This window comes from Pantoea sp. GM_Pan_3, from assembly GCF_026541045.1.
GTDB lineage: Bacteria > Pseudomonadota > Gammaproteobacteria > Enterobacterales > Enterobacteriaceae > Pantoea > Pantoea anthophila.
In genome coordinates, this window is the sequence record NZ_JALNVA010000001.1 from 649,794 (window position 1) to 676,485 (window position 26,692).

Sequence of the window (26,692 nt, forward strand, 5' to 3'; positions counted from 1 at the left end):
CATGTATCCTGGCACATTAGCGGCATGATCGGGAAGTGAAGCGAACAGATCGCAGATTTACCGGTCAGTTGCATAATTGTGGATGCCAAAGGGCCTCGCGACCTCACCAGTCGGCGGGGCTTTTTATTTCTATACCCTGCAGGGGATAAGCAACTCTGCATACCCTGCAGCGGATAAGTAACATCACTGAACTATTCCAAAAGGTCGCCATTAGAGCGGCCTTTTCTCGTTTATCGCCCCTGCCAATCAACCTCGACTTTCACCTTTTCCTGTGTGGCAGCGGGCGATCTTTTCTTCTGACTACCTGCAGCACCGACCGTAATCACGGAGGTGTTATGAGTATCGATATGAGCAAACTGGCTTCAGGCGCAGCTTATGGCGCATCTGCCGGGACAATCGCTAATGGTCTGCTGACCCGGCTGAGTCCCGATGAATGGAGTGCTGTAGGCGTCCTGGCCGGTATTCTGGTCGCGCTGATCACACTTGCTATCAACTGGTATTACAAGCGCAAGACTACCCTGGCGCAAATCAAAGCCCTTCAGCGCTGGCCCACTGTGACAGACATCAACGAGGATTAGCCCATGGCTATCTCAAACAGCCTGCGCAATAAGCTTATTGCTGTCGCGGGTGGCGGAGCTATGGCTATCGCTACGGTATTTCTCGGTGGAAAGGATGGAGTAGAGGGCAGGGTGTACGAGCCTTACAAAGATGTGGCTGGCGTCTGGACTGTCTGCGATGGTCACACCGGCACCGACATCATCAAAGGCAAAAAGTACACCGACCGCGAATGTGATCGCCTGCTGTGGAATGACCTGCAGCCGGTCAAGAAGTCGGTAGATGGGCTGGTCAAAGTGCCACTGGGTGAATATCAGCGCGCTGCGCTCTATAGCTTCACCTACAACGTTGGCTCTGGGGCGTTCTCCAAATCTTCACTGCTGAAGAAGCTCAATTCTGGCGATGTAGATGGTGCGTGTGAAGAGCTGCGTCGATGGATTTATGCAGGCGGGCAGAAATGGCGGGGACTGATGAACCGCCGCGACATGGAGCGCTCAATGTGCCTGGCGGAGAGTGCTGATGACCTTAAAGGCTAAAGTGCTCGCTGGGCTCATCCTGATGGCTTTGCTGCTCTTAGCAACCTCGGTAGCGTTCGCTCTCTATTACCGCGGCAATGCCATTGACTACAAAGCGCAACGCGACACCGCTTCTAGCAGCCTGAAGCAGGCCAATGAAACTATCACCGATATGCAGACACGCCAGCGTGATGTGGCCGCACTCGACGAGAAATACACGAAGGAGTTAGCCGATGCTAAAGCGACTATCGATCAGCTGCATGATGACGTTGCTTCTGGCAAGCGCCGGTTGCAGCTCAACGCCACCTGCACGAAACAATCTGCCACCGGCGCCGCCGGCATGGATGATGCAGCCAGCCCCGGACTTACTGAGTCCGCTGAACGGGATTATTTCACTCTCAGAAGTCGAATCGAACTCGCCGGAAAGCAAATAGCCGGTCTACAGCAGTACATCAATGAGCAATGCCTGAAGTGATCACCACAGAGCGCATTCGTGAGTGCGCCCGATGATGGTCGCCATACCATCTCCTGTGTCACGGTTAGTCACGCTGTGAAGCGTCGCGAAGCTGGATTGACGATTACGTCAAGCAAAATATTGATTGCATTAGGATATTTTGTTGTCTAACGTGATTTCTAATACACACAGGAGGGCTATATGGGTAAGTTAACAGTTGAAAGAACGCTTGTTTACCGCAGTAAAGACGGCAGCCTCACTCGATACGAAATATTAAGGACTGACGGGAGTTCGGCCAATAACATCGACTCCATTCTCGTCTATAGAGAGGCGGATGTAGGCGGTCAAAAAACATGGATGATGACAGGAGATAACATTTCACTAAATCACCTCGGCATCCCATCCAGCAATATAGGAACTCAGACCTACTATGGGATGAGGGCGAGCAGGGATGTATCCTCGGCGGTAGACGAGTGCAGTAAGCACTGGTCACAACATTACGAATAACCGCCTTCGGGCGGTTTTTTCTTGGAGTGAATATGGCGGCCTAATCGACTCTCGGCCGCCAACGTTGTTAACCTCGAGCCTCACGACCCTCTTCATCTTCGGGGACGCGGTAACGCCAATAACGATGTGGCTTGACCCATACGACATTTTCGGTTGTGTGTTTAAGAAATAGGCTAAGGACTTGTCTGCCTATGGCTAAGTTACCATCGGCATTCTCAACCAAAAGTTCTTCTGAGTTTGTTTTTACTAAATAATCGACCACATCATCCTGATATAAGCAACCATCAGCGACTAGTTGAGCCAGCATCCAATTGACAACCTGGTCCTTATTATTCGTCATCTCCAGCGACCTCTAACGATCCTGATGGGAAATAACCTTCTTCCAGCTTTTTACCTGCAAACCATTGGCAGCGCATGTTGCCTCTATAGAGATGAGGCTGCCGGACATCCAGCTCATGGACTGTCATTACAGGACCACCTGATTTCAATCTAACCTTATCGCCGACTTTATAATTGCTCATTTTCTGCTCCTTTAAGGAAAAATATGGCACTCACCGACAAACAAGAAATGTTCTGTCGCGAGTACCTCATCGATTTGAACGCCACGCAAGCGGCCATTCGGGCGGGGTACAGCGATAACACCGCCCGTAAGATTGGCAGTGAGAACCTCACAAAACCAGACATTGCGCAACGCATCATTGACCTTAAATCAGAGCGCAACGAAAGGGTAGAGGTAAACGCAGATTACGTACTTCGGCGACTTGTTGAGATTGATGAAATGGACGTCCTCGACATCCTGAAGGATGACGGCGGACTGAAGATGGTGCATGAGTGGCCGAAGGTATGGCGCACAACGCTGAGTGGCTTGGACATTCTCACCACCGTCACCAACTTCGATGACACGACGATGGAAAACATCCTCAAGAAGATTAAGTGGCCGGATAAGGTGAAAAATCTTGAGCTGCTCGGTAAACACATCAGTGTCATGGCGTTTAAAGAGCAGGCAGCACACGAGCATACCGGAAAGAACGGCGGACCGATTGAAGTGGCGGCGCTGACAAAAGACGAATACAAAGCTGCGCGGCGGGAGATGCTGGAGGATGACGACTGCTGAGCAGAAGAACTATGCGCGCCGCTTAGAGTGTGAAGAGGATGGCCTGTACTACGCCCGATACTTCTTCAAGCAGCGCACCGGCGGCAAGATGATTGTCGCTCCACACCACAAAGTGATTCAGCAAACGCTCGATCGCGTAATCAGCGGCGAGATAACACGCCTGATCATCAATGTCCCACCCGGTTATACCAAAACTGAGCTGGCCACCATCAACATGATGGGGCGCGGTCTGACGCTGAACAATCGTGCCCGCTTCATGCATCTATCCTACTCGCACAATCTGGCGCTGCTTAACTCATCAACCGCGCGCGGCATGATTAAGTCGAAGGCCTACCAGAGCATGTGGCCGATGGAGTTGCGCGACGACGCAGACAGTAAGGCAATGTGGTGGAACGAGTTTGGCGGCGGAGTTTATGCCTCTTCAGCTGCTGGTCAGGTAACGGGTTTTCGTGCCGGTCACATGGAGCCAGGCTGGCAGGGCGCGCTGATAATCGATGACCCGGTTAAACCAGATGACGCCTACAGCGAAACCGTTCGTGATGGTGTGAACAACCGCTTCAACGAAACCATCAAATCACGCCTGGCGATTGAAACAACTCCGATGATCGTGATTATGCAGCGCATCCACTACCACGACCTGAGTGGCTACCTGTTGCGTGGTGGCAGTGGTGAAAAGTGGCATCACCTGAATTTGCCAGTGCTGATCGACAACAGCCAAAGCTATACCGAGCAGTATCCGGATAACACTCACGCCATACCAATTGATCATGGCCTGCCTGATGGCTGGCTGTGGCCTTTCAAGCACAACGAATCACATCGCATCTCGTTGTTCTCGCATCGCCGCACTGCCGAAGCGCAGTACATGCAGAAGCCTCGCCGATTCAATGCTGAAGGCGCTTTGTGGACCGAAGCGATGATCAGCGCGTCTCATGCCCTCAACATCAAGCATCAGAAGGTGCGCACAGTCGTCGCAATAGACCCGCAGGCAACCAATAGCGAAGAAAGCGATGAGTCGGGAATTGTGGTTGCCAGCGCTTATGGCGCCGGAGACAAAAAGCAATTCACTGTGGATGCGGATTACAGCGGCAAGTTCTCACCAGCTGGCTGGGCGAAAAAGGCGATGTTTGCCTACGAAGAGCATGATGCTGATGCGATCGTTATCGAAACCAACCAAGGCGGGGACATGGCAGAGGAAACTCTGCGGAATGCTGGTTTTAAGTGGCGCGTTATCCGTGTTCACGCCAGCAAAGGTAAATATGCCCGTGCCGAACCAATATCAGCGCTTTATGAGCAGGGGCGAGTGGCAAACCGTGGAAATCTCTATGTGCTGGAAAACCAGTTGATGGAGTACGTGCCAACCACTGCAAAAAAGTCGCCCGATCGCCTTGATGCAATGGTCTACGCACTCACTGAATTAGGTGGCGCTCAGCCTATGGGCATGATGATTCCAAAACGCCTGCAGGGCAGGTAACCCACCGACGGACAAACCATGACTGACAAATTAACACTAGCCGTCAATCACGCGCTGAATGACGTCAGACTTGCCCGTGCGCGCGCCATGGCATTTAACCCCGGCATGGGGCTTGATGCGAAACGTGAGAGCGCATGGTGCGAATACGGTTTCAAAGAAGACCTGACGTTTGATGACCTGCACAAGCTCTACCGTCGCGGCGGTATTGCTCACGGCGCGGTAAATAAGTTGGTGTCGAACTGCTGGAGAACTAACCCACAGGTTATTGAAGGTGAGCAGTCTGACGACTCTCGGGAGCTAACCGCCTGGGAGAAGGCCAGCAATCAGGTTTTCACCCACCGATTCTGGCGTGCATTTGCTGAAGCCGATAAGCGTCGATTGGTTGGCCGCTGGGCTGGCATTCTGCTGCACGTTAAAGACAGCAAAAAATGGGATGAGCCAGTCGTCAAAGGAAGGGCGCTGCAAAAGATTACACCGGTATGGGCCAGCGCGCTAAAAGTTGGCGGTCGTGACAATTCCGGCACCATAACCATGTGGCAGTACACCGAATCGCTTACTGATGGCAGCACCGCGCAACGCAATATCCATCCAGACCGCGTGCTGATTATCGGCGACATGTCAGAGGATGCGATCGGATTTCTTGAACCGGGGTACAACGCCTGCGTCAGCCTGGAGAAAGTCGAGGGCGGTTCGGGTGAGTCATTCCTGAAGAATGCAGCACGTCAGCAGAATATCAACTTCGACAAAGAAGTCGATTTCAACAATCTGGCATCAATGTACGGCGTGACGGTTGATGAGCTGCAGGAGCGTTATAACGAAGCCGCACGCGAGATTAACCGCGGCAACGACACGCTGCTGATTACGCAGGGGGCTCAGGTCACCTCAATGGTCAATGCGGTATCTGACCCGTCACCGACCTATGACGTCAATCTGAAGACGTTCAGCTCATCAGTTGATATGCCTTCTCGCATCATCGTCGGGAATCAGTCAGGTGAGAGGGCGAGTACTGAAGACCAGATTTACTTCAATGGCCGCTGCCAGTCACGCCGCGGCGACCTGTCATTCGATGCCGAAGATATGGTCGACAGGCTCACCTACCTGCAGATTATCAAGCCGGTGGCTAAGTTCAGCATTGTCTGGGATGAGCTCAACGAGCAGTCACCATCTGACAAGCTGGATAGCGCGGTAAAGATGAGCAACATCAACCAGACATCTTTGGCCTCTGGCGAGCAGGTATTCACTGTGGATGAGATTCGCGTGGCCGCAGGGTATGAGCCGGGCGGCAGCGAGCCATTACCGGAGAGTGAGGAAGATGGCGAAACTGAAGAGAAAGCCGAAGCCAGCGATACTGCCGGCCAATAAGCTCGACCCTACCGGCGTAGACCGGCTTGAGCGCGGTGCCATGCGCGATTACGCCAAGCGCCTCAAGCAAATCAGCGCACGTTATATCGAACTACTCAACCGCATCCCGGCAGAACCCGCAGTAAACCAGCGTTACACCTTCCAGTTAGACCCGACCATGCTGTCGATACTGTTGCAGAACGGCGATTCGCTAGTGGATGAAATCCTGTTGCAGGGAGGCGAGTTTAATCCATGGCTGTTTCAGGATTACGTATCGCCATCCTATCAACGCGGCACGGCTCAGGAGTTCGCTAACCTCGCGCAGCAGTCGGCAGCCTATGAGGCGTATCGCGGCAGCGTGCAGGACATCCTTCTGAGTGATGCGTATCAAAACCGGCTGGTGCTGGTAAGAGCGCGTACTTTTGAAGAGATGAAAGGGATGTCGGCTGACGTTAAGCAGAATCTGTCTCGCGTGCTGACGGATGGGATTGGGCGGGGGCAAAACCCGAAAGAAGTGGCCCGACGTATCCGTGATCAGATCGGGATTGAACAGGGCCGTGCCAACCGCATTGCCCGGACCGAGATAACGACGGCGCTACGCCGCGCACGCTGGGATGAACATGACTCAGCCAGTGATGATCTCGGGCTAAATGTCATGCTGCTGCATCTGTCTGCATTGAGCCCCACAACGCGCCAGACGCACGCTCTGCGCCACGGCAAGCTCTATACCTCGGAAGAGGTGCGCGACTGGTACAGCGTCAACGGCAACGCGATTAACTGCAAATGCTCCCAGGTCACTGTGCTGGTTGATGAGAAGGGCGTTCCGCTCAATTCATCCGTCATCGATATCGCCAAGAAAGAGTTTACCCATACATGGGGCAAGCGCATGGCAACCAACAAATCACATCACTGCTGCGACCATAAGCACGCGGCTTAATCGAGAGATAACCATGACTATGCAGGTCAATGTCACCACCAAGGTGAACAGTCAGGCTATTCGCCGGGAAACGTACAACGGCCGGCCGCATCTGGTGCTGCCGAGCTACACACTGCCAGCCAACGTTGTGATGAACGGCGGCCTGTATCCGGCATCTGAAATCGACGCTCATTATCAGGGGCTGGAAGGCACGCTGGCGCCGCTAGGACATCCGACTGTAGACGGGCAGTTTGTCTCAGCCTTTTCACCTGAAGGCATCAACGCCGGTCACATTGGCGCATGGAATCGCAACGTTAAGAAGTCCGGCAACCGCGTTTATGCGGAGAAGTGGGTCGATACCACTGTAGCGAAGCAGAGCGAAGGCGGACGGGAGTTGCTTGAGCGTGTAGCCGCCATCGAACGAGGCGAAGACGTACCACCAATTCATACCAGTGTCGCTGTGTTCCTTGACCAACTGGATGCCAGCGCTGAGCAGAAGGCGCAGGGCATTGAGTGGGTAGCCAAAATCAACGCAATGGACCATGACGCCATTCTGCTGCATGAGGTTGGTGCTGCACAGCCTGAGCAGGGTGTTGGCCTGATGGTTAACGCGGACCATGCGAAAACGCTGCAATCCAACTCTGGCGCGCTGATTGGCGAGTCTTACCGCGAACGTGAGCGCCGCCTTGAGCAAGCTGCTCGCGATAAGTTTGCTACCGGCCCGGATGATTACGCGTGGATTGCTGACTTCACCGATTCACAGGCGATTGTCATCCGTAACGGTGGCGATGCGCAGGTTTACGGCTACACCACCGAAGGCGGCAAGATCACATTCGACGATACCGGCTCTAAAGTCGCTCGGCAGGAGTCATGGGTCGCCATCGTTGCCAACAAAGTTAAATCCCTTTTTACACAGCAGGATGCTCCTGCAACAAACCACCAAACGGAGGGCGATATGCCTTTAACCAAAGAAGAACTGGAACAGATTGGCACTATCGTCAGCGGCGCTATCGCTGCCAACAACGAAGCGTCACTGAAGCCTATCACCGAAGCACTGGCAGGCATTCAGGCAAACCAGAAAACATTGTCTGATTCCCTGACTGCTAACTCACGCGCTGAAGAGAAAACCAAGCGCGATGCTGTCGCCGCAGTACATGGCGAAATCGTCGCTAATGCTCTGTCAGGTGAAGCGCTGGATGCGATGTTTAAGTCGCTCGGAGAAGCTGCACCGCTGGGCACCAACTCTGCCACAAACCCACCTGTAACCGGCGCGCCTGATCCGGTTGCTTACTTCGGAGGTGCTGCATAATGCCACGCTATCGCCGCGTTAATATCGACGGTCAGTCTCTGTATAAGACCGAAACCCGCGCCACTGCCGCAGCTCTTCTGCCGGGCACTGCGGCTGTCATCAACGGCGACAACGAGTTTGCGCAGGCCACCGCGCTGACCGGTCGCCTCTACATTATCGACGTTGCTTACCATCAGGGTCTGAACATCACCGAAGCTGTGCCAGCCGGTGATTCTGCCGTTGGAAACTATGTCGAAGAAGGTCGCGAGCTGGCTCTGCTGTGTGTGCCTGGCACCTACGGCAAGGACGACCCAATCAAACTGGGCACCAATGGCCAGTTCACCAAAGCTACCGATGACACCGACTCGGTGATCGGCTACAGCCAGGACGAAGCCACCATTGCGGCCAGCACCACAGATTTCATCCGCGTGCGTATGCGCGTCGGCACCGTTGCCGCAGCCGCTGGCGCTTAATCAGGAGAATAAGAATGTATTTTACCCGTGAAACACTGGCTGCTAACAGCCGCCTGCGCGGACACTGGAATGAGCTGTGGGCTAACCGTGACATCTTCAACGCTCAGCACGACATGATGGTTAACGCGTTCCGTACGCGTATGACGCATGAAATGCTGGCAGCGAATGCCATTGGCGGCTTTACCCGCGAATTCTGGGCTGAGATTGACCGTCAGATTATCCAGATGCGCGATCAGGAAGATGGCATGGAGATCATCAACGACCTGATGAGCGTCCAGACCGTACTGCCGATCGGCAAAACGGCAAAACTCTATAACGTATCGGGCGATATTGCTGATGACGTATCAATCAGCATTGACGGTCAGGCACCTTACTCCTTTGACCACATTGACTATGACAGCGATGGTGACCCGATCCCTGTTTTCACTGCTGGTTATGGCGTCAACTGGCGACATGCCGCAGGCCTGAGCACTGTTGGTATCGATTTGGCTCTGGATTCTCAGGCTGCCAAGCTGCGCAAGTTCCATAAAAAGCGTGTGGGCTACTACCTCAACGGCAGTGATGCTATTTCTGTCGATGGTATGAAAGGACAGGGCATTCGCAACCACCGCAATACATCCAAAATCAACCTTGGAAGCGGTGCTGGCGGCGCAAGCATCGATCTGACTACGGCCACCCCAGCACAGATGCTGGCCTTCTTTGGCCCAACAGGCGCATTTGGTCTCAATGCCCGTCGCAATAAAGTTGCTGCTTATGACAAGTTGTGGGTGAGCGCCGAAATCTGGGCGAACATGTCCAAGCCTTACACCATTGAAGTTGGCAGTGGCTCGAATGCCTTCGTAAACGGCACCGTGCTGGATGCGATCGCTAAATTCATTCCTGCCAAGGAAATCACGCCGACCTTTGCTCTTAGCGGAAATGAATTCTTCGGCTACCAGCGTCGTCAGGACGTGATTTCTCCGCTGGTTGGTATGGCCGTTGGTACTGTGCCGCTACCGCGTCCAATGCCACAGAGCAACTACAACTTCCAGATCATGTCTGCGGAAGGCCTGCAGATTAAGAAGGACGGCGAAGGCCTGTCCGGCGTGGTCTACGGCGCAAACCTGGCATAAGGAGCCATCATGGCTGAGAAATACGAAGTAATTAAGCCGTGGCACGGCGTTGCAAAGGGTGATGTGGTTCAGCTGGATAAAGTGCATCCGGCGCTGAAATCCCACGTCCGTAAGCTATCGGATAAAGCATCAGCTGAGCTCGTTCCGGCTACTCCAGGTGCGACTACCGATAAGCAGGCCCGCAAAGAGAAAATCGCTGCGCGTCTGACTGAGTTGGGAATCGAGTACAAAGGCAATCTCGGCGCTGACAAGCTGGCGGAGCTACTGCCTGAAGGCGAGCTTGAGAAGCTTTTCCCCGCTGAATAACAGCCGCCGCAATGGCGGTTTTTTTACGCCCTCTCTGGAGAGCTTATGCCGAGGTCAGCATGATCACCACAGAACAGGCAAAAGAATATCTGGCGTCAGTTGGCATCACGCTGCCGGACTTCATCCTTGATGCGCTGGTGGAGCAGGCCAACAGCATTCAGGAGTGCCTGGACGCGAATTACTCCCCGGCGACAGCCTTACTGATTCAGATGTATCTGTTAGGAATGATGGGGCTGGGGCAGGGCGATCGATACATCAGCTCTCAGTCAGCCCCGTCTGGTGCGTCGAGGTCATTCCGCTATCAGTCCTTTGCCGATCGCTGGTCAGGCTCGTTATCCCTGCTGCGCGGCCTGGATAAACATGGCTGCGCTACTGCGCTGATTCCTCCCGATCCGGCTCAGAAGGCCTTCGCAGGCATCTGGGTAGCTAAGGGTGGCTGCATGTGCGGAGGTCGCTGATGTCGTTTATTCCTGTGACGCAACGACTGCCGAAGCCCTTCAACCGAGTCTGGCTGAAAACCTCGACCGGTCGCCAGACAACCGGCTACGTGAAAAGCAGTGGTGAGTGGGTAATTAGCTGCCCGCGCATCGCTGCGGAGAAACCCGCTGTAATCAGCTGGAGGGAGTAACCCATGTCAGAGTTAGCGCGTTGGTCTTACACCGGCAAAGCGACGTTCTGGAAGCGACTGGCTGGTCAGAATGAGATGGGCGATCCGATGGGTTTCGCCGCGCCAGTAGTGATTGACTGCGGGTATCAGGGCGGCCTGAGCAAACGCCTGGGCAGTCTCGGAGCGGAGCGTGTCGTGAAAAACACGGTCTGGACTGAGTTCTCTGGCGCAGACACCGGCGATTACATCCTGATTGGCGTATCTGATGAGCCTGACCCGCTTAAGGCTGGCGCTGATGAGGTGATGCAGGCTGTACGGTTTGAAGACACTTTCGACCGCGTGGCGGATGACTTCGCGATCATTACGGGGGTATAGCATGGGCGTGAAGGTTAAAGGCATCCAGCAAGCCCAGCGGAACATGAATGCGCTGATCAATGATATTGAGGGCAGAAAGATTGTCAGAGCCCTAAAATCCGCAACGATAATTATTGGCAGCGAGGCGGCAATACTTACCCCGCGGGATACGTCAACCCTCATCAATTCGCAGTACACCGAATTGCTGCCGCAGGGCAGTAAAATCATCGGGAGAATTGGTTATACCGCCAGTTACGCAGCGGCCGTTCATAACGCCTCGGGCAAGTTGAAAGGCAAGCCAAGGGCTCATTTCGGCAGGACAGCAAATCATTCTGAGTTTGGACCCAAGCGTTCAGTTGAGTTCGGTGGGGGCACAGGTGTCGGTAATTACTGGGACCCTAACGCCGAGCCACAGTTTTTGCTGAAGGGTGCCGTGAAAGCTAAGGATACCGTTGATGCTGTCATGAAGAAGGAGCTTAAACTGTGACACCTCCCATGCATACGCGGGTGCGTAATTACTTCGCCAATGCCGGGTTGGCTGACGGTTTCACAATTCAACAACTTGTCTGGTCGGACAGTGAGAACCTTGCTGAAGCGTTCATCGTCTTCCGCCCTAACGGCGGCTCAGCGGTACGAAATGGCCTCGGCGCTGAGTATTACGTGATGGTCGACGTGATCGGCGCAAAGGGCGCTAATGGCGCAGCTGATACCACAGTACAGAACATCATTGACTACGTGCAACAGCACCCCATGACTGATGAGTGCGTTGGCTACCTCGAAAACCTCGGCGGCATTCCCGCTCCCGTTCTAACTACCGAAGGCCGCCTGGTCTATCGGCTCCAGTTTGTCGCCACATTCGGCGCTTAACTAAACGTCCAAGAGGATAGAAATATGGCAGATTGCCAGAACAGCAACGAACGTTTGTTCGGTGGCGCCGTTGTGCTTGAAGTAGCTGACGGTTGCAGCGATGCGCTCCCGCAAGAGTCGGAGTGGAAAGCGCTAGCCGCTGGCACAAGCAAGGGTTTCGACTTCAGCCCGAACAGCGTCACCAGTGATGCAGATGACGGTAAAGGCTACGTTGAGACGATCGTCACCAACTCGGATTTCACCATCAGCTTTGAAGGTGAAGTGCGTAAGAAAGACAAGCTTGACCAGTACGGTATTGGCCGCTTCATCAAGTACTACCACACCGAGATCAGTAACCGCCGCCAGCCTGGCATCTGGGTTCGCCTGGAGTACGGTCCGGTAACTTTCATCGGCTATATGAACATCACCGCGCTCAGCTCTGACGGCGGCACAAATGACATCGTGTCACTGACCACTGAGTTCAAAGTGGGTGATGCGAGCACCATTCAGGTGAACGATACCGATGAGACCGTGGCTGCTACCGGCGTTACAGTAACCCCGGCGACGGCAAGCCTGGCCGTTGGCGCTACTCGTCAACTAACCGGCGCAGTTCAGCCGACCAACGCTACTGATCGCACCGGCACCTGGACCACTTCAGACGCATCGAAGGCGACCGTCAGCAGCACCGGCCTCGTCACCGCAGTAGCGGCGGGTTCGGCGACAATCACGTTCAAATCTAACGACGGCAACTTTACCGGCACCTGTGCGGTTACTGTCACCGCTTCGTAACCATTCCAAGGGGCAGCGTGCTGTCCCTGATAATGCTTATGGAGAGCGTATGACCCCTTACAAAGAAATTGGCGAGTGCCTGATATCGCTGGGTGAACGTGACTATTTTTTCAGGCCGTCATTCTCAAACATGATGCGAATTGGCGAACCTGCTGCAATTGTTCAAGCGTTTTATGACCTGCACAACGATGAATACACCTCGTTGGTTAAGCGCTCAATTGCCGCTTACGGCGGCGTCCCGCAGTGGCTGATGAGCTACATTGCCAGGCCACAGTTCAATAAGAATGTGGTCTACTCAGCGATGAATGTGCTGTCAGCTTGCTGCGATGAAAACATCACTGATCTGATCGGAGAGTTACGCCCCGGAAAGTCAGGAAAGTGGCTGTTTGTGTACCGCAAAGGAGCTATGCCGGTAAGTGACATGGTTCTGATCGCACAGTCTCTGATTCAGCACGGCATCATCGGCAAGGCTAAAGTGCGAAAATTGCAGAAGCATGAGGGCGGCCAGGCTACTTCTGAGTTCAACGCTTTCGAGTACATCAGTGCTGCCCGCACCCACCTCGGAGTAAGCCGCGAGGAAGCGGAGCAGTTGACGATGACGGAGTTTCAGATGCTGCTTGCAGCGAAATTCCCGGAGCAGAACGGCTTCACGAAAGAAGAGTATGACGCTGTGGCTGATGACTATCTGGCTAAAAAAGCGAGGCGCTTAGCAAAAGGGTGAATGAATTCAGCCGGAGCCGAGTTAGCTTATCCATTGCTCGTGATTTCTTCTGATGAAAAAGGCAAGCATCTAGATGCTTGCCTCTGAATAATCATCTGAAAGCACCGCTCACCCAGGCCACAATAGCTATCAAAATAGCCAGCTTAAACAGTTGCGAAAGAGCTGACTTCGCTGCTTTATCCGCTCTACCTGAGCTCGCTCCCGCTTCAGTTGCGGAAAATTTTGCCAGTTGCGCGGTATGAGAGATACCTGTGCCGGGTATACCGAGAGTGCTTTTAACGCCCTTTTTTCCAACATTTATGGTCGCACCTTTACCGCCAATTGAAGCGCTAACGCCGCTCTTGCTCAGGTTAAGATGTAATCCCGGTGCGATTTTGATTCTTTTTCTGAACCTGAATCCCATAATCCACCCTCAATCTGCTGAGCAGTAACCGCCTTTATGATGGGAGCCTGTTCCACCGTGTGGATGCGTACCCTTAGGACATGCTAAGGCGGAAGCAGAGATAAACAGCAAGCTGACTAACGCTAAATATGCAGCAATTTTTTTCATAGTATTTGCCTAAAAGTTGATTGTGTGAGTAATCCTTGCACAATCAACATATCAGAATATTCCTAAATTAACACCCTGAAATATGATCAGTTCTTATGGGTTTGAACACACTTATGCCTACTAAAATTAGTAGGTTAAGGGTTATTACTTTGATTTTTCATTGAAATGTAAATTTTGAGTGTTAGGATATTTCCGATTGCAATCACAGGAAACATAAAATGAAAAAGATAGTTCTGGTCGTTCTTGGGGTGGTCGCACTGGTTGGTTGTGCTGCAAAAAAAGAAATGGTTCCCATGGGCGGCAGTAAAGCTGATGGCACAGTAAAAATGGGCTATGAATTTGGGATGTTTGAAAAGCCCGTTGTAGACCTGAATCAGGCAGCTCAACTGGCTGCCCGCAAATGCAAAACATGGGGCTATGATGGTGCTGAAGCATTTGGTGGACAAACAAGCCAATGCGCTCAAGTTGGAGCATACGGCTGCGAACGAACGAATGTTGCCGTTGAATATCAGTGTACGGGCGGTAAAGCTTCACAAAACTGATATTAGATTCATAGTTAAGCCACCTCCGGGTGGCTTTTCTTTGCACCATCTTGCGGCCACCCCATGCTAGGATTTATCCCACAACATGCTTTGGGGATAATGGAATGAAAAGGGTATTGATGGTGCTGATTGGCACCGTTGCACTGACTGGTTGCTACGAAAAAACTCCATCTAAAGATCAGGCTATAGAGATTGCTAAAGAAGAAATCTCAATGGCTTTATGTGGCGATAGAAGCGGAAGATGCATTTCTCAATCAGTTGGAAATGCTCATATCAGCGAGCGCCTTAACGATCACACTAATAACATAACTGTTACCTTTAAAGGCATTGAGCAGCGATCCGACTCACCATCAAAATCTTTAGCAATTAGCGGCGGCATTGTTTCCTATAGCTTTGACGCAAAAAACGGCAAAACATTCGTCAAAGAAATATCCCTATGGTCAGACGATAGCGCGCATTCTATTAGACTTTGCGGTCATAACTATACTTTTTGCCGAAAATGAATCACCTATAATCATCAGCCCGCCGAGCGCGGGTTTTTTATTGCCCGGAGATCGTGATGGCAGAAAAAGTTGGAGAGATTTACTACGAAGTTGGAGCTGATATTGCTCCGCTGCTGCAAGGCTCATCACAGGCAAATGATGCGCTTGATGCTATGGGGAAGGTCGCTGATAAAGCATCGGGTAACATGGATGGCCTTGAGCGTTCTGCGCAAAAAACTGGGAAGGCAGTTGCGCGCGCTGCTGATGATGCCAGCCAGGCGGCGAAAATTATGGAGCGCCTCGGCAACGAGATCGCTGTTCTGGAAGAGGCTAATCAGAATGGCGCGCGCAGTGCCACGGTTCTGGCTGCACAATTGATGGCTGCAGGAGATGCATCAGAAGCGCAGACAAAGGAAATCGGCAACCTTGCAGGCAAGCTGTTCGACGTAAAATCTGCTTCTCTTGAATCAGCAAAGTCCCTTGCTGCAAACACAGCAGCCATTCAGCGCGCCCAGTCTGCGATTTCCTCACTAGAAAGTGATGTTTCGGTGCTAAGCACCGAAATGGAGTCTGGTTCCCGTAGCGCGGCCATTCTCGCGGCCCAGTTGAAAGCTGGGGAAGGTGCGACACAGGATCAAAAGAATCGAATTGGCGAACTTACTGGCAAGCTTTATGACATGAAGGCTGCTCAGGATGCATCTGCCCGCGCCACAATGCTGGCATCTAAACAGGCGGCTCAGCAGGCAAACGACGCTGCAAAGCTGCGGTCTTTGTCTTCAAACCTCACTCAGCAAATTGCACTTCTGAACGAAGAGCAGAAGAATGGGGCACGTAGCGCAGCTATGCTAGCCGCCCGCCTGCAGGCTGGGTCTACGGCTACTGCAGCGCAAAGAAGAGAAATTGGTGAGCTGGCTGGCAAGCTGTATGACCTGAAGCAGGCGCAAGATCAGGCCAATGCCTCGCAGCAGAAATCAGCTGGCATCATGGGCGGTTTAAAAACCGGCCTTTCTGCCATAGCGTCAGCGATCGCCATCTCTCAGGTTGTTGAGTACGGCAAGCAATTTCTTGAAGTCGCCGATGCCATGACTCAACTGCAGGCCCGTATCGATCGTTTGTCTCCGAGCGCCAAAGAAGGGGCGGCTACCTTTCAGGCTTTAGCGTCAATTGCCTCTGCATCTGGCGCCAGCCTGAAAGATACCGAGAAGCTGTGGGAAACGCTGACATCATCGTTACAGAATGCCGGTGCAACTAACGGCCAGATTCTGGCGCTGACAGACACACTTCAGAAAATAGGGCGCATTGGTGGATCATCTTCAGAGGAAATGGCAAACGCGCTGCGTCAGTTCGGTCAGTCTATTGCTGGCGGGACGGTGCGTGCTGAAGAGTTCAATTCCATCATTGAACAGATGCCAGAACTTGCGCGACAGATGGCTGCTGGCCTCGGTCTTTCAGTCGGCGAACTGCGCAAGCGTATGCTTGAGGGTAAGCTGTCTGCAGAAGATGCCCTTAACGCCATCATGAGCCAGACAGGAAAGGTCAACGCGGAGTTTTCCCGCCTCCCACGCACCGTTGACCAGGCTACAAACAGCCTCTCTATCTCATTTCAGGAGATGATTAAGCAGATCAATGACGCTACTGGCGCCAGCACTGGTATGGTCCATGTCATCGACTCTATTACTGCGGCTATTGACCGGCTATCAGGCAAGGTCCCGACAGTCACGCAGCAAATCGCAGACCTCAACAGTACGGCTGAAATGTTCTCCCGTCGCGCGAAAACCTATTCAATGCTTGGGCTTGATGGCTGGGCAGCACAGGCGGAAGGGATCAACGTTGTCAGCAATAAAGCTGCTGCGCTTGTCTCTGACCTTGCTGCCGTTACAAAGGCCAACACAACGGCAGCCAACACCGGTCCGATCAAAGTAGGCGGTACCGGCGACAGCAAGGAGGTCGAGAAGCTTGAGAAATCAACTAAGCGCAAGCTCGAACTATCCAAACTTGAGGGTGAGGCGCGGGCCAGACTGCAGGCACAATATGACGCTGAAGACGCCGGTATTAAAGACAACGGCAGAATAAAAGCGCTTCAGGATGAGTATGCAGCGACAGAGCGGAACACCAGTGCCCGCAAAACATCAACGGCTGAAGGTAAGAAAGCTGCGTCTCAGGCTGAGTCGGTCTCTCAAAAGCTAACCAGCCTCAAGCAGCAATCTGAACTCGCAGCGTCCTCGACACAGCAATTAAGTCGTGAGCAGGCCTTGCTGCGGGCAGAGCAATCACTTGGCAAAGGTGCAACTTCCGAACAGATTCAGCAGGCACGTGACTATGCTGCGGCGGTATGGGATACAGCGGCTGCTATTAAGGCCCGAAATGCCATCCCAGAGCTGAAAGAAAACGCTGATTATGCAGCTCAAAAATCACAGCTGGAGATGCTAAAAAGCGCTAAGGACGCCCAGGGTAACCTGCTAATCAGCCAGCAGCAGTACAACACCACGTCAGAGCAGCTTGAACAAGATCACCAAACCAAACTTGCCCAGATCCGTGCAGGGCAGGCAGTTACACCACAGCAGCAGGCCGCCGGTTCAGTTGACCCGGTTCAGGCACTGGCGAACGAGAATGCGCAGAAGCTGGCCCTTATCCAACAGTTCACTCAGCAGCGCATTCTGACTGAACAGCAGGGCCTGGAACTAATGAACGCGGCCAACACCGAGTACGAGCAGCAGCGTATCGCGGCACAATGGGAGATATATAAAAACCAGAGCGCCGCTAACAGTCTTCTGGCTGACGCAGTTGACTCTCTTCAGGGCGGGGCTACAAATGCTATAACCGGTCTTCTGAATGGTACACAAAGCCTGAGTGAGGCGTTTGCTAACATAGGTACCACCATTCTGGGAAGCGTCGTCAGCGGACTAGTTGAGATGGGCCTGCAGTATGTGAAAAATATGCTGATGGGCCAGGCGGCGGCAGCTGCATCTTTAGCCGCTACAGCAGCACAAGCAACAGCAGCAGCATCAGCATGGGCACCTGCGGCAATAAGCGCCTCAATCGCCACAATGGGCACAGCATCTTCAGTCGGTACTACTGCTTATTCGACTGCGCTACTGGCTTCAAAGGGATTGGCGATCGCCGGGGCCCGCGAGCATGGCGGGCCAGTCAACGCCAGCAGCATGTATCGTGTAGGCGAGGGTGGTAAACCAGAAATCTTCAAGGCCAGCAATGGCAGCCAGTACATGATTCCAGGTGATAGCGGCAAGGTTATCAGCAATAGCGATCTGGGTAGCGCAGGGAGTGAAGGCGGCGGCACGGTGTTCAACGTTGCGTTCAACATCCAGACTACTAACGGCATCGACGACGCTACCATGCAAAAAATGGCTGGCATGATGAAGCAGGTCGCGCTCTATCAAATTAAAGACCAGAGCACTCGCCCAGGCGGCATGCTTCAACCGCGTAAATAACAGGAAATCCCATGCCAGAAACTTTCTCCTGGAGCCCGCAAAAGGGCTTCACGGTTTCGCGTGCGCCAAATGTGGCGGTGGTGAAGCTTGGCGACGGCTATGAGCAGCGCCAGACCAAAGGCATAAACCCGCTAATGGACAGCTACTCACTGACGTTTGTCGGCTATGACGATGCGAAGTGTTCCCGACCTAACGTGGCGAAAGCTGCCGAAGCATTTCTGAAGGCGAGGATGGCCGTCGAGTCCTTTTACTGGACGCCGTCAGATACGGGCGTGCAGAAGCTATTCGTTTGCCGTTCCTGGTCGTTGCAGAAAACGGGAAGCATTTATCAGTTAACCGCAACCTTTGAGCAGGTGCCGCGATGAGAGACATTCCTGCAGAACTCATAATCGAGAGCGTTGACGCCGGTGTCGGCGCGATGCTCGACCTGTTTGAAGTAGACCTTCAGTTGTTCGGCGGTGACATCATCCGCTTTCATGCGGGAACGAACGACTATTACAGCGATGTGATATGGCAGGGCCGGGCTTACTCAGCGTATCCGATCGCCGTCGAAGGGTTTGAAACCAAGTCTGAGGGCACCTATTCACGCCCCACGATGAAAGTAGCGAACATCTCTGGCCTGATTACTGGCATCAACCATGACTTTGACGACGCGCTTGGTGCGGTGGTGACACGGCGGCAGGTTCTGGTAAAGCATCTCGATGCAGTGAACTTCCCGAACGGTAATGCTGATGCCGATCCGACGATGGAAGCCGTGTCGCGCTACGTCATTGAGGAAATGGCAGAAGAGACGTTTGAGACGGTTACCTACAACCTCGCGACGCCGGTTGACTGCGATAATGCGATTATCCCAGCCCGCACCATCCTGGCTGACGTCTGCCAGTGGGTTTATCGCGGCGATGGCTGCGGCTACTCCGGACCAGCGGTTGCCGACGAAAAAGATAACCCGACCTCCGATATGTCTAAAGACAAATGCTCAAAGCACCTGAGCGGCTGTGAGTTTCGGTATCCGAAGCCGAGTGCAAAGCCCTATGGCGGTTATCCTGGCTCAGCGAAGGTGTCATGATGATTGAAAATGAATGCCTGACTTACGCAGCATCGTCCGGTGATGAGGTCTGCGGTCTGATTATTGACGGTCAGCAGCTGTGGCGATGCCGCAATGCGCATCCCGATCCGGCGCGCAACTTCCGTATTGACGAAACAGACTGGCTTAAAGCAGAAGCGGCGGGAGAAATCACCGCCGTTTTTCATTCCCACCCTGAGACAAAGCTGGCGTTGTCTGCTGCTGACCGTAGCGCTCAATTGGCTACCGGCATCGACTGGTGGTTAGCCAGTGATGGGTGCCTTCGCAAATTCCGGCCGGTGCCGCACTTGCTAGGCAGGCGGTTTGAGCACGGCGTGACGGATTGCTACACGCTGTTTCGCGACGCTTATCATCTCTGCGGCATCGATCTGCCCGACTTCGAGCGCACTAACGGTTGGTGGGTGAGAGGTGAAAACCTCTACCTGAAGAATATGGCAGCCAACGGATTTTACGAAGTTGATCCGGCCGACATTCTGCCGGGTGATGTGATCATTCGGCGCGCCTTCCCTGAGTCAGACCCTTGCCACGCAATGCTTTGGCTTGGAGAAAACACCGTGCTCCATCACGAACTGGCTGGGCGCCTCAGTCGCCGCGAACCCTATCGGCAAGCCTATGTAAGCCTGACGCACTCTATATGGAGGCATGAACAATGCTCATCTTTAGATTTGCGGGGAATCTCCGACGACATTTCCGCCAAATCACTCTGAACGTCGATACACCTTCTCAAGGCCTCCGCCTTCTGCTTGCTCAGTGTCCGGAATTCAAACGCGATTTCTATAAAACCCGACTGCGGCTTCGCATCGATGGCGGTGACGTGTCACAGGATAACCTTGAATTCCATATGAACAGGCACCTTAAAGACGGCGCGACTGTTCTCTTCGTGCCGATCGTCGAGGGGTCAATCAGTGCAGTAGCCGCGGTGTGGATCATGGTGGCCGTCACGGTCGCCTCGGTTGCTTACTCGCTTTATATGACTTCGCACATGAAGACGCAGAGTTCAGCAGACCAGGACACAAACTCAATTACCAACAACTCATTCACCAGTGCAGAGAACCGAATCGGGCAGGGCAGGCCAGTTCCGTTGCTGCTTGGAGAAATGGTGGTTGGAAGCAACGTAATCTCTCTCGGTATTGATACCAGTAACAATCAGGACTGGGATATTTCCATCAGCTAAGGTGAACGCATGAGCTCAGGCGGCGGTGGCGGAAGCACTCCAAAATTAATCGACGATAACCTCAAATCGAAGCAGTTTCTCAAAGTCCTCGACCTCATCTCAGAAGGACCGATTTACGGACCTGTAGACCAGAACCACCTTTCCTCATTCATGCTGAATAAGACGCCCGTAACTGATGCAGGCGGTAACGTCACGATTAACGGTGTCAGCGTGGCATGGCGTCCGGGCTCTGCAAATCAGTCACCGATTACCGGCTTTGACGCTATTGAAGCGACCACAGTCGTTAATACAGACGTAACCCAGAGCACGCCTCTGGTGCGCACGGTAACCGACACTGATGTGACCAGGGTGCGAATGAATATCGGAGTAACCGGGCTGGTTGAGCAGGACACCAAGGGAAATCAGCATGAAACCGCCGTAACCATGGTCATCGAGACGCGCAATGGAGCGGCCGGCTCATGGAGCATTCAGAAGACGGTCACAATAAGCGGAAAAATATCAGGCGAGTACCTTGAGGCTCATATCATTGATGCTCCACTGCAGAAACCATTTGATATCCGGCTGCGCCGGGTTACTGCGGATAGTTCAAGCGACCTCCTGACTAACGGCACTATCTGGAACAGTTTTACTGAAATCACCGACGATAGCCTGTCGTATCCATATGCAGCCATAGCGGGCGCGGTAATTGACCGTGACCAGTACACTGACACGCCGACCCGCACTTATCACCTGCGCGGGTTGATTGTCGACGTGCCGGACAACTATGACCCGATTGCCAGAACCTATTCCGGAATCTGGACCGGCGGCTTTAAATCCGCATGGACCAATAATCCTGCATGGCTGTTCCGCGCTCTGGTGAAAAATACACGTTATGGGCTTGCGAAGCGCGCCGGCTATATCGACGTTGATGACGGCAGTCTCTATGTCCTTTCTCAGTTCTGTGATCAGCTTGTCGACGATGGCTACGGCGGCAAAGAACCCCGCTTCACGTTGAACGCTTACATTACCGAGCAATCCAGCGCCCGGGATATTCTCGACAAAATTGCGGGCATGTTCCGGGGCATTGCCCTGTGGGACGGCATGCGCTTCTCAATCATGCTGGACAACCCGCAGGACCCGGTTGCAGCGGTAACCAATGCCAATGTTGTGGACGGGCTATTCACTTACAGCTCTATGAAACGCTCAGAGCGCTTTAACGCCGTGGTTGTCTCATGGACTGACCCATACAACGGATGGGAGCATGTCAAAGAATACGTATCTGATGACCAGATGATTGACCGTTACGGCTACAACGAGACAACGCTTGAGGCTTTCGGCTGCACCTCGCGCGGCCAGGCGTTTCGTGCCGGCAAGTGGCTGCTTGAAACCGCAAAGAGGGAAACGAAGAAAGTCACCTTCAAGATGGCGCGGGATGCTATCGCCTTTATGCCGGGTGATGTCATTGAAGTCATGGATAACAACTATGCCGCAACCCGCCTTGGCGGTCGCATCATCTCTCACAGCGGCGCGGTAATAACTGTAGACGCCAATGTTTCATCGCTGGCAGGCGGCGGTGACACAATGTCGCTCATGGGTTCTGATGGTAAATTCACCCGTTATTCCATCGCATCAGTATCGGGTCGCACCATCACACTCCGAACATCACCAAGCTGGGTCAAAGACGGCACGATATTTGTCATCTCAACAGGGGATGTATCCACGCGCCTGTTTCGCGTCATGGGAGTATCTGAAGACGAAAATAACTCCGTCTACAGCATCTCAGCAACGCTATATGACCCGAACAAACAGGCCATCGTGGATGACGGCGCTGTATTCGAAACGCCTAACGATACCCTGAATGGATATCGTGTCCCGAACATCGAAAACCTGCGCATCATTAACGTTAATAGCGAAACTGTACAGGTTACTGCAACGTGGCAGACAGCGACGCTGACCAAGAAGATCGTTTTCGAACTCTACGTTTATAACGCAGACGGGAGGGTCGTCGCTCAGTACGAAACTGACCAGTTCCGTTATGACTTCTACGGGCTTGATGCCGGGATTTATACGCTGGGCGTGAGAGGACGTAACGAGAACGGGATGAAGGGGGCTGAGACTCAGGTCAGCCTTGTGATTGGCGCACCTTCAGCACCAACATTCATTCAGTGGACCCCGGGCATCTTCTCTGCCGATATCGTTCCGGTCATGAATGTGTCAGCAACAACAGATACGACATTTGAGTTCTGGTACACGGGAGAGGTGCCGGCCAGCTCAATTGGCGCCGTGGAGACAGAAGCGCAGTTTCTCGGCAGGGCTTCACAGTGGACGCTGCACGGCCTTAAGGCTGACCATACCTATTACATGTATGTCAGGACTAAAAACGCGTTTGGCGTCTCGCCTTTCGTGCAAGCCTCAGGTCAGGCGTCGTCTGACATCCCGGGCATGATTGATTATATCGATAAGGCGATAAGAGAGTCAGAGGCATTCGACCGCCTTACCTCCAATATCGATACGAACATTGAAGGGATACTGCAGAACGCTCTGAACCTTGATGCATCAATCGATCACCAGTTCGAAGCATATGGACGCAACCGTGCTGACATCATTTCCGTTCGCCAGACTGTTGCCAACAATGACAGTGCCTATGCTCAGAAGTTTGAGCAGATTCAGGCTCAGTCAGACCAGAACACCGCATCCGTGCAGCAGGTTTCCAGCGCCTACTCAGACCTCAGCGGAAAGCTCTCTGCTCAGTGGGGCGTTAAAGTTCAGATAGACAGTAACGGCAATAAGTACGTTGCTGGCATGCAACTTGGTGTTGAAGGCAATGGAGGAACGACACAGTCATTTGCTTTATTCAGTGCAGATAATTTTGGCATTTACAACACTACAAACGGAACTTACCAGCTCGCATTTACTGCGGTTAACGGTCAGGTGTTTATTCGTGACGCCTTTATTAACTACGCGTCGATTACACTCGCGAAGGTTGGCTCATGGTATTCGTCAAATTATGTGGCTGGTCAAACAGGGACGATTATGAGATCAGATGGTTCTTTTGAGCTTAATGGGCCAGTTTCAGGTCAGGGTAAGTTTGTGCTGGATAACAAAGGGGCTGCCTGGTACAACGCAAGCGGTCAGTTGGTGTGCTCCATGGGGATTCAAAGGTAATGGCAGGATTTCAGGCTTATATTAATGGCACCTCATTTGATGCTGTAAACGCTATGTCATACAATTTCATTGCTGACGTGGCGTCAGTGTCCGGTTCTGGCAGCAAAAGCTATAGCTTGCCGGGGTTCTCAATAAGTGCAGCGATAATTGGTGGAAGGACTTCAGCAGGAACAAGCAATATCACCTATGCGGTATCTGTTTCCGGCCAGACTGTATCGTGGTCTGGAGTAGATATCGTATCTAAGTTAATTGTAACGGCGACTCCCACCACCACCTTAAGCTATGCTGGATTTGTATATAACGATTATTCAGTCAATCCTCCTATATTCAAGCTTGCCCCGACATTCACTCCCTTTAACCTAGTTCAGGTTATCGACCTTACTCCCGCTTTTGGTCAGGTGCTGCAAACAAACGTTCCGGTAAGCATTCCCTTTATAGCCTTTCATAGGAGTCTGGCGGCATCAGGATTTAATCATGTGTGGTGGACGGAGATAAACCAGAACGGATATTGGGCGCTGCAGTTCAGGCCTAACTTTGGCTACCAGATGACAGCTACCCGAATCTATGTTTTTGCCAAAATGATGGTGAATGTGCCATCTGGCGGGTTTTTCATGTACAACAACGGGCAAATGGTATGGCACAGCAACTGCTTGCCACTCCAGATGCAGACTGGCTCCACTACTAACGCTGGTCAGCCAGTAGCATCAACCTGTGGTGTTTGTCTAGTGGTTAGCCAGCCGTATGATCCAGGATTTCCCAATTCAGGCGTAACTCTTTATAACTGCTACAGTGGAGGAGTGAATAGCTCTGGTAACTATGAGGCTAGCGGCGCAGATCTGTATTCCTCTTCTAATTATCAAATTCCACAGGGAAGGCCGCCGAGTTACTCATGCGGTCCTCCGGGATTTATCTACTGCAACGTATATGACTCTTACTATCGGCAGGCTTTAGGGGGTTAGACTGTCGCATGACTCAGTGTTAGTAAATTGCGATTTTTCTGTCCATGTGTAAAAAGGCTTACCGGCAAGGTATTTTCCGTCCTCGATTTTGAATACGGCAATATCATACTTTTGCTTGTAAATAACAGCTTCATTATATCAGATGGGTGGCGAGTTTGAAACGCAGGCAGAAAGAGTCACAGATGCACAGATGATAGTAATTATCTTTTTCATTTAAATGTCCTTTTCAGATCATGTGCTGATGATAAATCATGCACTGATTGTTTTATTAAGTGAATTAATAAAATTCTTCGCTTCACTTTGCTTAATTGAAATAACTGGAAACCTTCCAAATAACACCCGGCCACCGCGCCGGGTTTTTTATTGCCCGGAGAACGCTATGCCAGCAGGCACTATCGCATTAACGAATAACTCAACGGCTGTGACAGGCTCAGGTACCAGCTTCACAACAGAGCTGAAGGCGAACGATTTTATCGTTGCTGTTGTGGGAGGTGTTACCTATACGCTCGGTGTGCAGTCAGTCAACTCGGCTACCGGCGTGACACTGATAACAGCATACAATGGCCCGACCGCATCAGGAATTGCGTGGATCGCTGTTCCTAATGCGGCTCTTGTCGGTATTACCGCCCAGGTGGCAGCTGATGTTGCCAAAGCTATTCGCGGACTAAATCTTGATAAAGCTAACTGGCAGCAGGTTTATAGCGCGGCAGGTAACATCACTGTCACTTTGCCGGATGGCACTCAGTATTCAGGTCCGTCCTGGAATTCCATAACGACAACGCTAAACGGAAAAGCAGCTTCAGGAAATAACAACGATATAACAGCGCTGAACGCAGTTGTTAATACTGTTGAAATCGTTGGCCCGGCAAACCCATCAGGATCAACAGGGGCTTACAACAACGCTCCAGCACTAAGATCAACAATGAAGGGGCGAGGGGCTAACACATCCTCAAAAGGCGGCTTTACCTCACTCAGTGTCGGTGAGCAGGTAGGAAGTAACGTCTACGGTCTTATTACACTGGACTGGGCTGGTTATGGATCTAAATACTGGAATTTTTATGGCTCAGGCAACGCTAATGCTCCAGGCTCATGGGTAAATGGTTCCGATGAGCGACATAAAAGCAATATTCAATGTGTCAAAAATCCTCTGAGAGCAGTCCTTTCATGGCGAGGCTGTACGTACGATAAGCTGGATGGGGATTCTGAAGTGGGGCTCATTGCTCAGGACGTAGAGGCTTTCTGCCCGACCGCGGTGATCAATATAGGTCGCAGAGAGTTCTCTGACGGGAAAGTCATTGAAAACTTCAAGTCGCTTAACACTGCAGGCGTTTCAGCGGCGTACCACACCGAGGCGATAAAATCGCTTTTCAGCCTGGTCGAGTTAGCTATAACTCAGCCAGATTTAGCGCTCCAACACATCGACGAAATCAAAGCGAGTATTGTTGGCGGAGATGATAAGTAAAAAGCCCGGCGACCGGGCAATGACTTAGCCGCGCCTCTCTGAGCAGGCTGCGGGATGGGTATTGTCAGGGCAGGTAATCACCAGAACAGGAACCAATTGGAAGGCAAAAAATTACCCACCCCCGAGGCGGGTGGCGGGCATAATTTGTGGTGGAGCCAATGACACTCTTTTGAGGCATCTCATAATTGTGACGAGGTTTAAGGCGAGCCAGCCGTGCGCCTCTTCAGCCAGCGGTAGGAGCGCGGGCCTATACACAACAGTTCATATGGTAGGGGAGTGCGCTTATATAACAAGCGCAGGCGGTAACTATTTTGGGTTATGTGCAAAAAAAAAAGCCCACCAGAAGTGGGCAACCATAAAATTTACCAATACATATCAGTGAGGTGGGCCTCGGACTTAGTATCGCCAGCCCACAGGAAAACTTTAGCTTTCACGTCTCGCTTTTAATGGTTATTTACCCAACGAAATCAGAACGCA

32 protein-coding genes are annotated in these 26,692 nt (G+C 52.5%); 29 read left to right on the forward strand and 3 right to left on the reverse strand.

Translation table 11 applies throughout. The features are described from left to right. Positions 1–335 precede the first annotated feature (335 nt). From OXR04_RS03065 to OXR04_RS03080, 4 genes are all read left to right on the forward strand, one after another. Positions 336–578, forward strand: coding sequence for a phage holin (locus OXR04_RS03065; RefSeq protein ID WP_267369231.1), 243 nt, complete (start codon positions 336–338; stop codon positions 576–578). 3 nt (positions 579–581) lie between these two features. Then, entirely contained in the window at positions 582–1,091 is a 510-nt protein-coding gene (locus OXR04_RS03070) for a lysozyme (RefSeq protein ID WP_276046963.1), read from the forward strand. Next, a complete protein-coding gene (locus OXR04_RS03075) occupies positions 1,075–1,545 on the forward strand; it encodes a lysis protein (protein WP_267369232.1) in 471 nt (156 codons plus the stop codon). The genes OXR04_RS03070 and OXR04_RS03075 overlap by 17 nt, the downstream gene beginning before the upstream one ends. A gap of 180 nt (positions 1,546–1,725) precedes the next feature. Further along, on the forward strand, positions 1,726–2,031 hold the full coding sequence (locus OXR04_RS03080) for a hypothetical protein (RefSeq protein WP_267369233.1): 306 nt from the start codon (positions 1,726–1,728) through the stop codon (positions 2,029–2,031). 67 nt (positions 2,032–2,098) lie between these two features. Here OXR04_RS03080 and OXR04_RS03085 read toward each other — a convergent pair whose 3' ends face one another. Further along, entirely contained in the window at positions 2,099–2,371 is a 273-nt protein-coding gene (locus OXR04_RS03085) for a hypothetical protein (RefSeq protein ID WP_267369234.1), read from the reverse strand. Continuing rightward, positions 2,361–2,552, reverse strand: a complete 192-nt coding sequence (locus OXR04_RS03090) for a DUF2158 domain-containing protein (protein WP_267369235.1) — start codon at positions 2,550–2,552, stop codon at positions 2,361–2,363. The genes OXR04_RS03085 and OXR04_RS03090 overlap by 11 nt, the downstream gene beginning before the upstream one ends. A gap of 23 nt (positions 2,553–2,575) precedes the next feature. On the opposite strand from OXR04_RS03090, the gene OXR04_RS03095 reads away from it, so the two are divergent. From OXR04_RS03095 to OXR04_RS03165, 15 genes are read left to right on the forward strand one after another with little or no spacing between them, the layout of a single operon-like run. Then, on the forward strand, positions 2,576–3,145 hold the full coding sequence (locus OXR04_RS03095; protein WP_267369236.1) for a terminase small subunit: 570 nt from the start codon (positions 2,576–2,578) through the stop codon (positions 3,143–3,145). After that, positions 3,132–4,616, forward strand: coding sequence for a DNA-packaging protein (locus OXR04_RS03100; protein WP_267369237.1), 1,485 nt, complete (start codon positions 3,132–3,134; stop codon positions 4,614–4,616). The genes OXR04_RS03095 and OXR04_RS03100 overlap by 14 nt, the downstream gene beginning before the upstream one ends. A gap of 18 nt (positions 4,617–4,634) precedes the next feature. After that, complete coding sequence (locus OXR04_RS03105; protein WP_267369238.1) at positions 4,635–5,978, forward strand: DUF1073 domain-containing protein; 1,344 nt, start codon at positions 4,635–4,637, stop codon at positions 5,976–5,978. Then, a complete protein-coding gene (locus tag OXR04_RS03110) occupies positions 5,929–6,894 on the forward strand; it encodes a phage minor head protein (RefSeq protein WP_267369239.1) in 966 nt (321 codons plus the stop codon). The genes OXR04_RS03105 and OXR04_RS03110 overlap by 50 nt, the downstream gene beginning before the upstream one ends. A gap of 13 nt (positions 6,895–6,907) precedes the next feature. After that, a complete protein-coding gene (locus OXR04_RS03115; RefSeq protein WP_267369240.1) occupies positions 6,908–8,182 on the forward strand; it encodes a hypothetical protein in 1,275 nt (424 codons plus the stop codon). Continuing rightward, complete coding sequence (locus OXR04_RS03120) at positions 8,182–8,634, forward strand: hypothetical protein (protein WP_267369241.1); 453 nt, start codon at positions 8,182–8,184, stop codon at positions 8,632–8,634. The genes OXR04_RS03115 and OXR04_RS03120 overlap by 1 nt, the downstream gene beginning before the upstream one ends. 14 nt (positions 8,635–8,648) lie before the next feature. After that, complete coding sequence (locus OXR04_RS03125; RefSeq protein WP_267369242.1) at positions 8,649–9,746, forward strand: major capsid protein; 1,098 nt, start codon at positions 8,649–8,651, stop codon at positions 9,744–9,746. Positions 9,747–9,755: 9 nt separating this feature from the next. Continuing rightward, positions 9,756–10,052 carry a hypothetical protein gene (locus OXR04_RS03130; protein WP_267369243.1) on the forward strand — a complete coding sequence of 99 codons (297 nt, stop codon included), beginning with the start codon at positions 9,756–9,758 and terminating at the stop codon, positions 10,050–10,052. A gap of 59 nt (positions 10,053–10,111) precedes the next feature. Beyond that, positions 10,112–10,510 (forward strand): hypothetical protein, encoded by a 399-nt coding sequence (locus tag OXR04_RS03135; RefSeq protein WP_267369244.1) that lies wholly within the window; start codon positions 10,112–10,114, stop codon positions 10,508–10,510. After that, positions 10,510–10,680: a hypothetical protein gene (locus OXR04_RS03140; RefSeq protein WP_267369245.1), complete on the forward strand. Its 171-nt coding sequence runs from the start codon at positions 10,510–10,512 to the stop codon at positions 10,678–10,680. The genes OXR04_RS03135 and OXR04_RS03140 overlap by 1 nt, the downstream gene beginning before the upstream one ends. 3 nt (positions 10,681–10,683) lie before the next feature. After that, on the forward strand, positions 10,684–11,034 hold the full coding sequence (locus tag OXR04_RS03145) for a hypothetical protein (protein ID WP_267369246.1): 351 nt from the start codon (positions 10,684–10,686) through the stop codon (positions 11,032–11,034). A 1-nt stretch (position 11,035) separates the two neighbouring features. Beyond that, entirely contained in the window at positions 11,036–11,500 is a 465-nt protein-coding gene (locus OXR04_RS03150; protein WP_267369247.1) for an HK97 gp10 family phage protein, read from the forward strand. Beyond that, positions 11,497–11,880 (forward strand): hypothetical protein, encoded by a 384-nt coding sequence (locus OXR04_RS03155; protein ID WP_267369248.1) that lies wholly within the window; start codon positions 11,497–11,499, stop codon positions 11,878–11,880. The genes OXR04_RS03150 and OXR04_RS03155 overlap by 4 nt, the downstream gene beginning before the upstream one ends. Positions 11,881–11,904: 24 nt before the next feature. Next, the gene (locus OXR04_RS03160) at positions 11,905–12,648 is read left to right on the forward strand and encodes an Ig-like domain-containing protein (RefSeq protein ID WP_267369249.1); all 744 of its coding nucleotides are present in this window, start codon (positions 11,905–11,907) and stop codon (positions 12,646–12,648) included. Between the two features lie 49 nt (positions 12,649–12,697). After that, positions 12,698–13,369, forward strand: a complete 672-nt coding sequence (locus OXR04_RS03165) for a DUF6246 family protein (protein WP_267369250.1) — start codon at positions 12,698–12,700, stop codon at positions 13,367–13,369. Between the two features lie 91 nt (positions 13,370–13,460). On the opposite strand, the gene OXR04_RS03170 is transcribed toward OXR04_RS03165, so the two are convergent. Then, entirely contained in the window at positions 13,461–13,772 is a 312-nt protein-coding gene (locus tag OXR04_RS03170; RefSeq protein WP_267369251.1) for a DUF4236 domain-containing protein, read from the reverse strand. A 365-nt stretch (positions 13,773–14,137) separates the two neighbouring features. Between OXR04_RS03170 and yecR the strand changes: the two genes are divergently transcribed. The 10 genes from yecR to OXR04_RS03220 all read left to right on the forward strand — a co-directional run bounded on the left by yecR (position 14,138) and on the right by OXR04_RS03220 (position 26,215). After that, positions 14,138–14,461, forward strand: a complete 324-nt coding sequence (gene yecR / locus OXR04_RS03175; RefSeq protein WP_267369252.1) for a YecR family lipoprotein — start codon at positions 14,138–14,140, stop codon at positions 14,459–14,461. A 104-nt stretch (positions 14,462–14,565) separates the two neighbouring features. Then, a complete protein-coding gene (locus tag OXR04_RS03180) occupies positions 14,566–14,964 on the forward strand; it encodes a hypothetical protein (RefSeq protein WP_267369253.1) in 399 nt (132 codons plus the stop codon). A gap of 56 nt (positions 14,965–15,020) precedes the next feature. After that, on the forward strand, positions 15,021–18,392 hold the full coding sequence (locus tag OXR04_RS03185) for a tape measure protein (protein WP_267369254.1): 3,372 nt from the start codon (positions 15,021–15,023) through the stop codon (positions 18,390–18,392). Positions 18,393–18,403: 11 nt separating this feature from the next. Continuing rightward, on the forward strand, positions 18,404–18,757 hold the full coding sequence (locus OXR04_RS03190; protein WP_267369255.1) for a phage tail protein: 354 nt from the start codon (positions 18,404–18,406) through the stop codon (positions 18,755–18,757). Beyond that, positions 18,754–19,458, forward strand: a complete 705-nt coding sequence (locus OXR04_RS03195) for a phage minor tail protein L (protein ID WP_267369256.1) — start codon at positions 18,754–18,756, stop codon at positions 19,456–19,458. The genes OXR04_RS03190 and OXR04_RS03195 overlap by 4 nt, the downstream gene beginning before the upstream one ends. After that, positions 19,455–20,183 carry a C40 family peptidase gene (locus tag OXR04_RS03200; protein WP_267369257.1) on the forward strand — a complete coding sequence of 243 codons (729 nt, stop codon included), beginning with the start codon at positions 19,455–19,457 and terminating at the stop codon, positions 20,181–20,183. Before OXR04_RS03195 ends, OXR04_RS03200 begins: the two co-directional genes overlap by 4 nt. Next, positions 20,126–20,650, forward strand: a complete 525-nt coding sequence (locus OXR04_RS03205) for a tail assembly protein (RefSeq protein WP_267369258.1) — start codon at positions 20,126–20,128, stop codon at positions 20,648–20,650. The genes OXR04_RS03200 and OXR04_RS03205 overlap by 58 nt, the downstream gene beginning before the upstream one ends. A 9-nt stretch (positions 20,651–20,659) precedes the next feature. Beyond that, positions 20,660–23,794 (forward strand): phage tail protein, encoded by a 3,135-nt coding sequence (locus OXR04_RS03210; protein WP_267369259.1) that lies wholly within the window; start codon positions 20,660–20,662, stop codon positions 23,792–23,794. Beyond that, positions 23,794–24,753, forward strand: coding sequence for a hypothetical protein (locus OXR04_RS03215; RefSeq protein ID WP_267369260.1), 960 nt, complete (start codon positions 23,794–23,796; stop codon positions 24,751–24,753). The genes OXR04_RS03210 and OXR04_RS03215 overlap by 1 nt, the downstream gene beginning before the upstream one ends. Before the next feature lie 241 nt (positions 24,754–24,994). Beyond that, positions 24,995–26,215 (forward strand): tail fiber domain-containing protein, encoded by a 1,221-nt coding sequence (locus tag OXR04_RS03220; protein ID WP_267369261.1) that lies wholly within the window; start codon positions 24,995–24,997, stop codon positions 26,213–26,215. Positions 26,216–26,692: the final 477 nt, after the last annotated feature.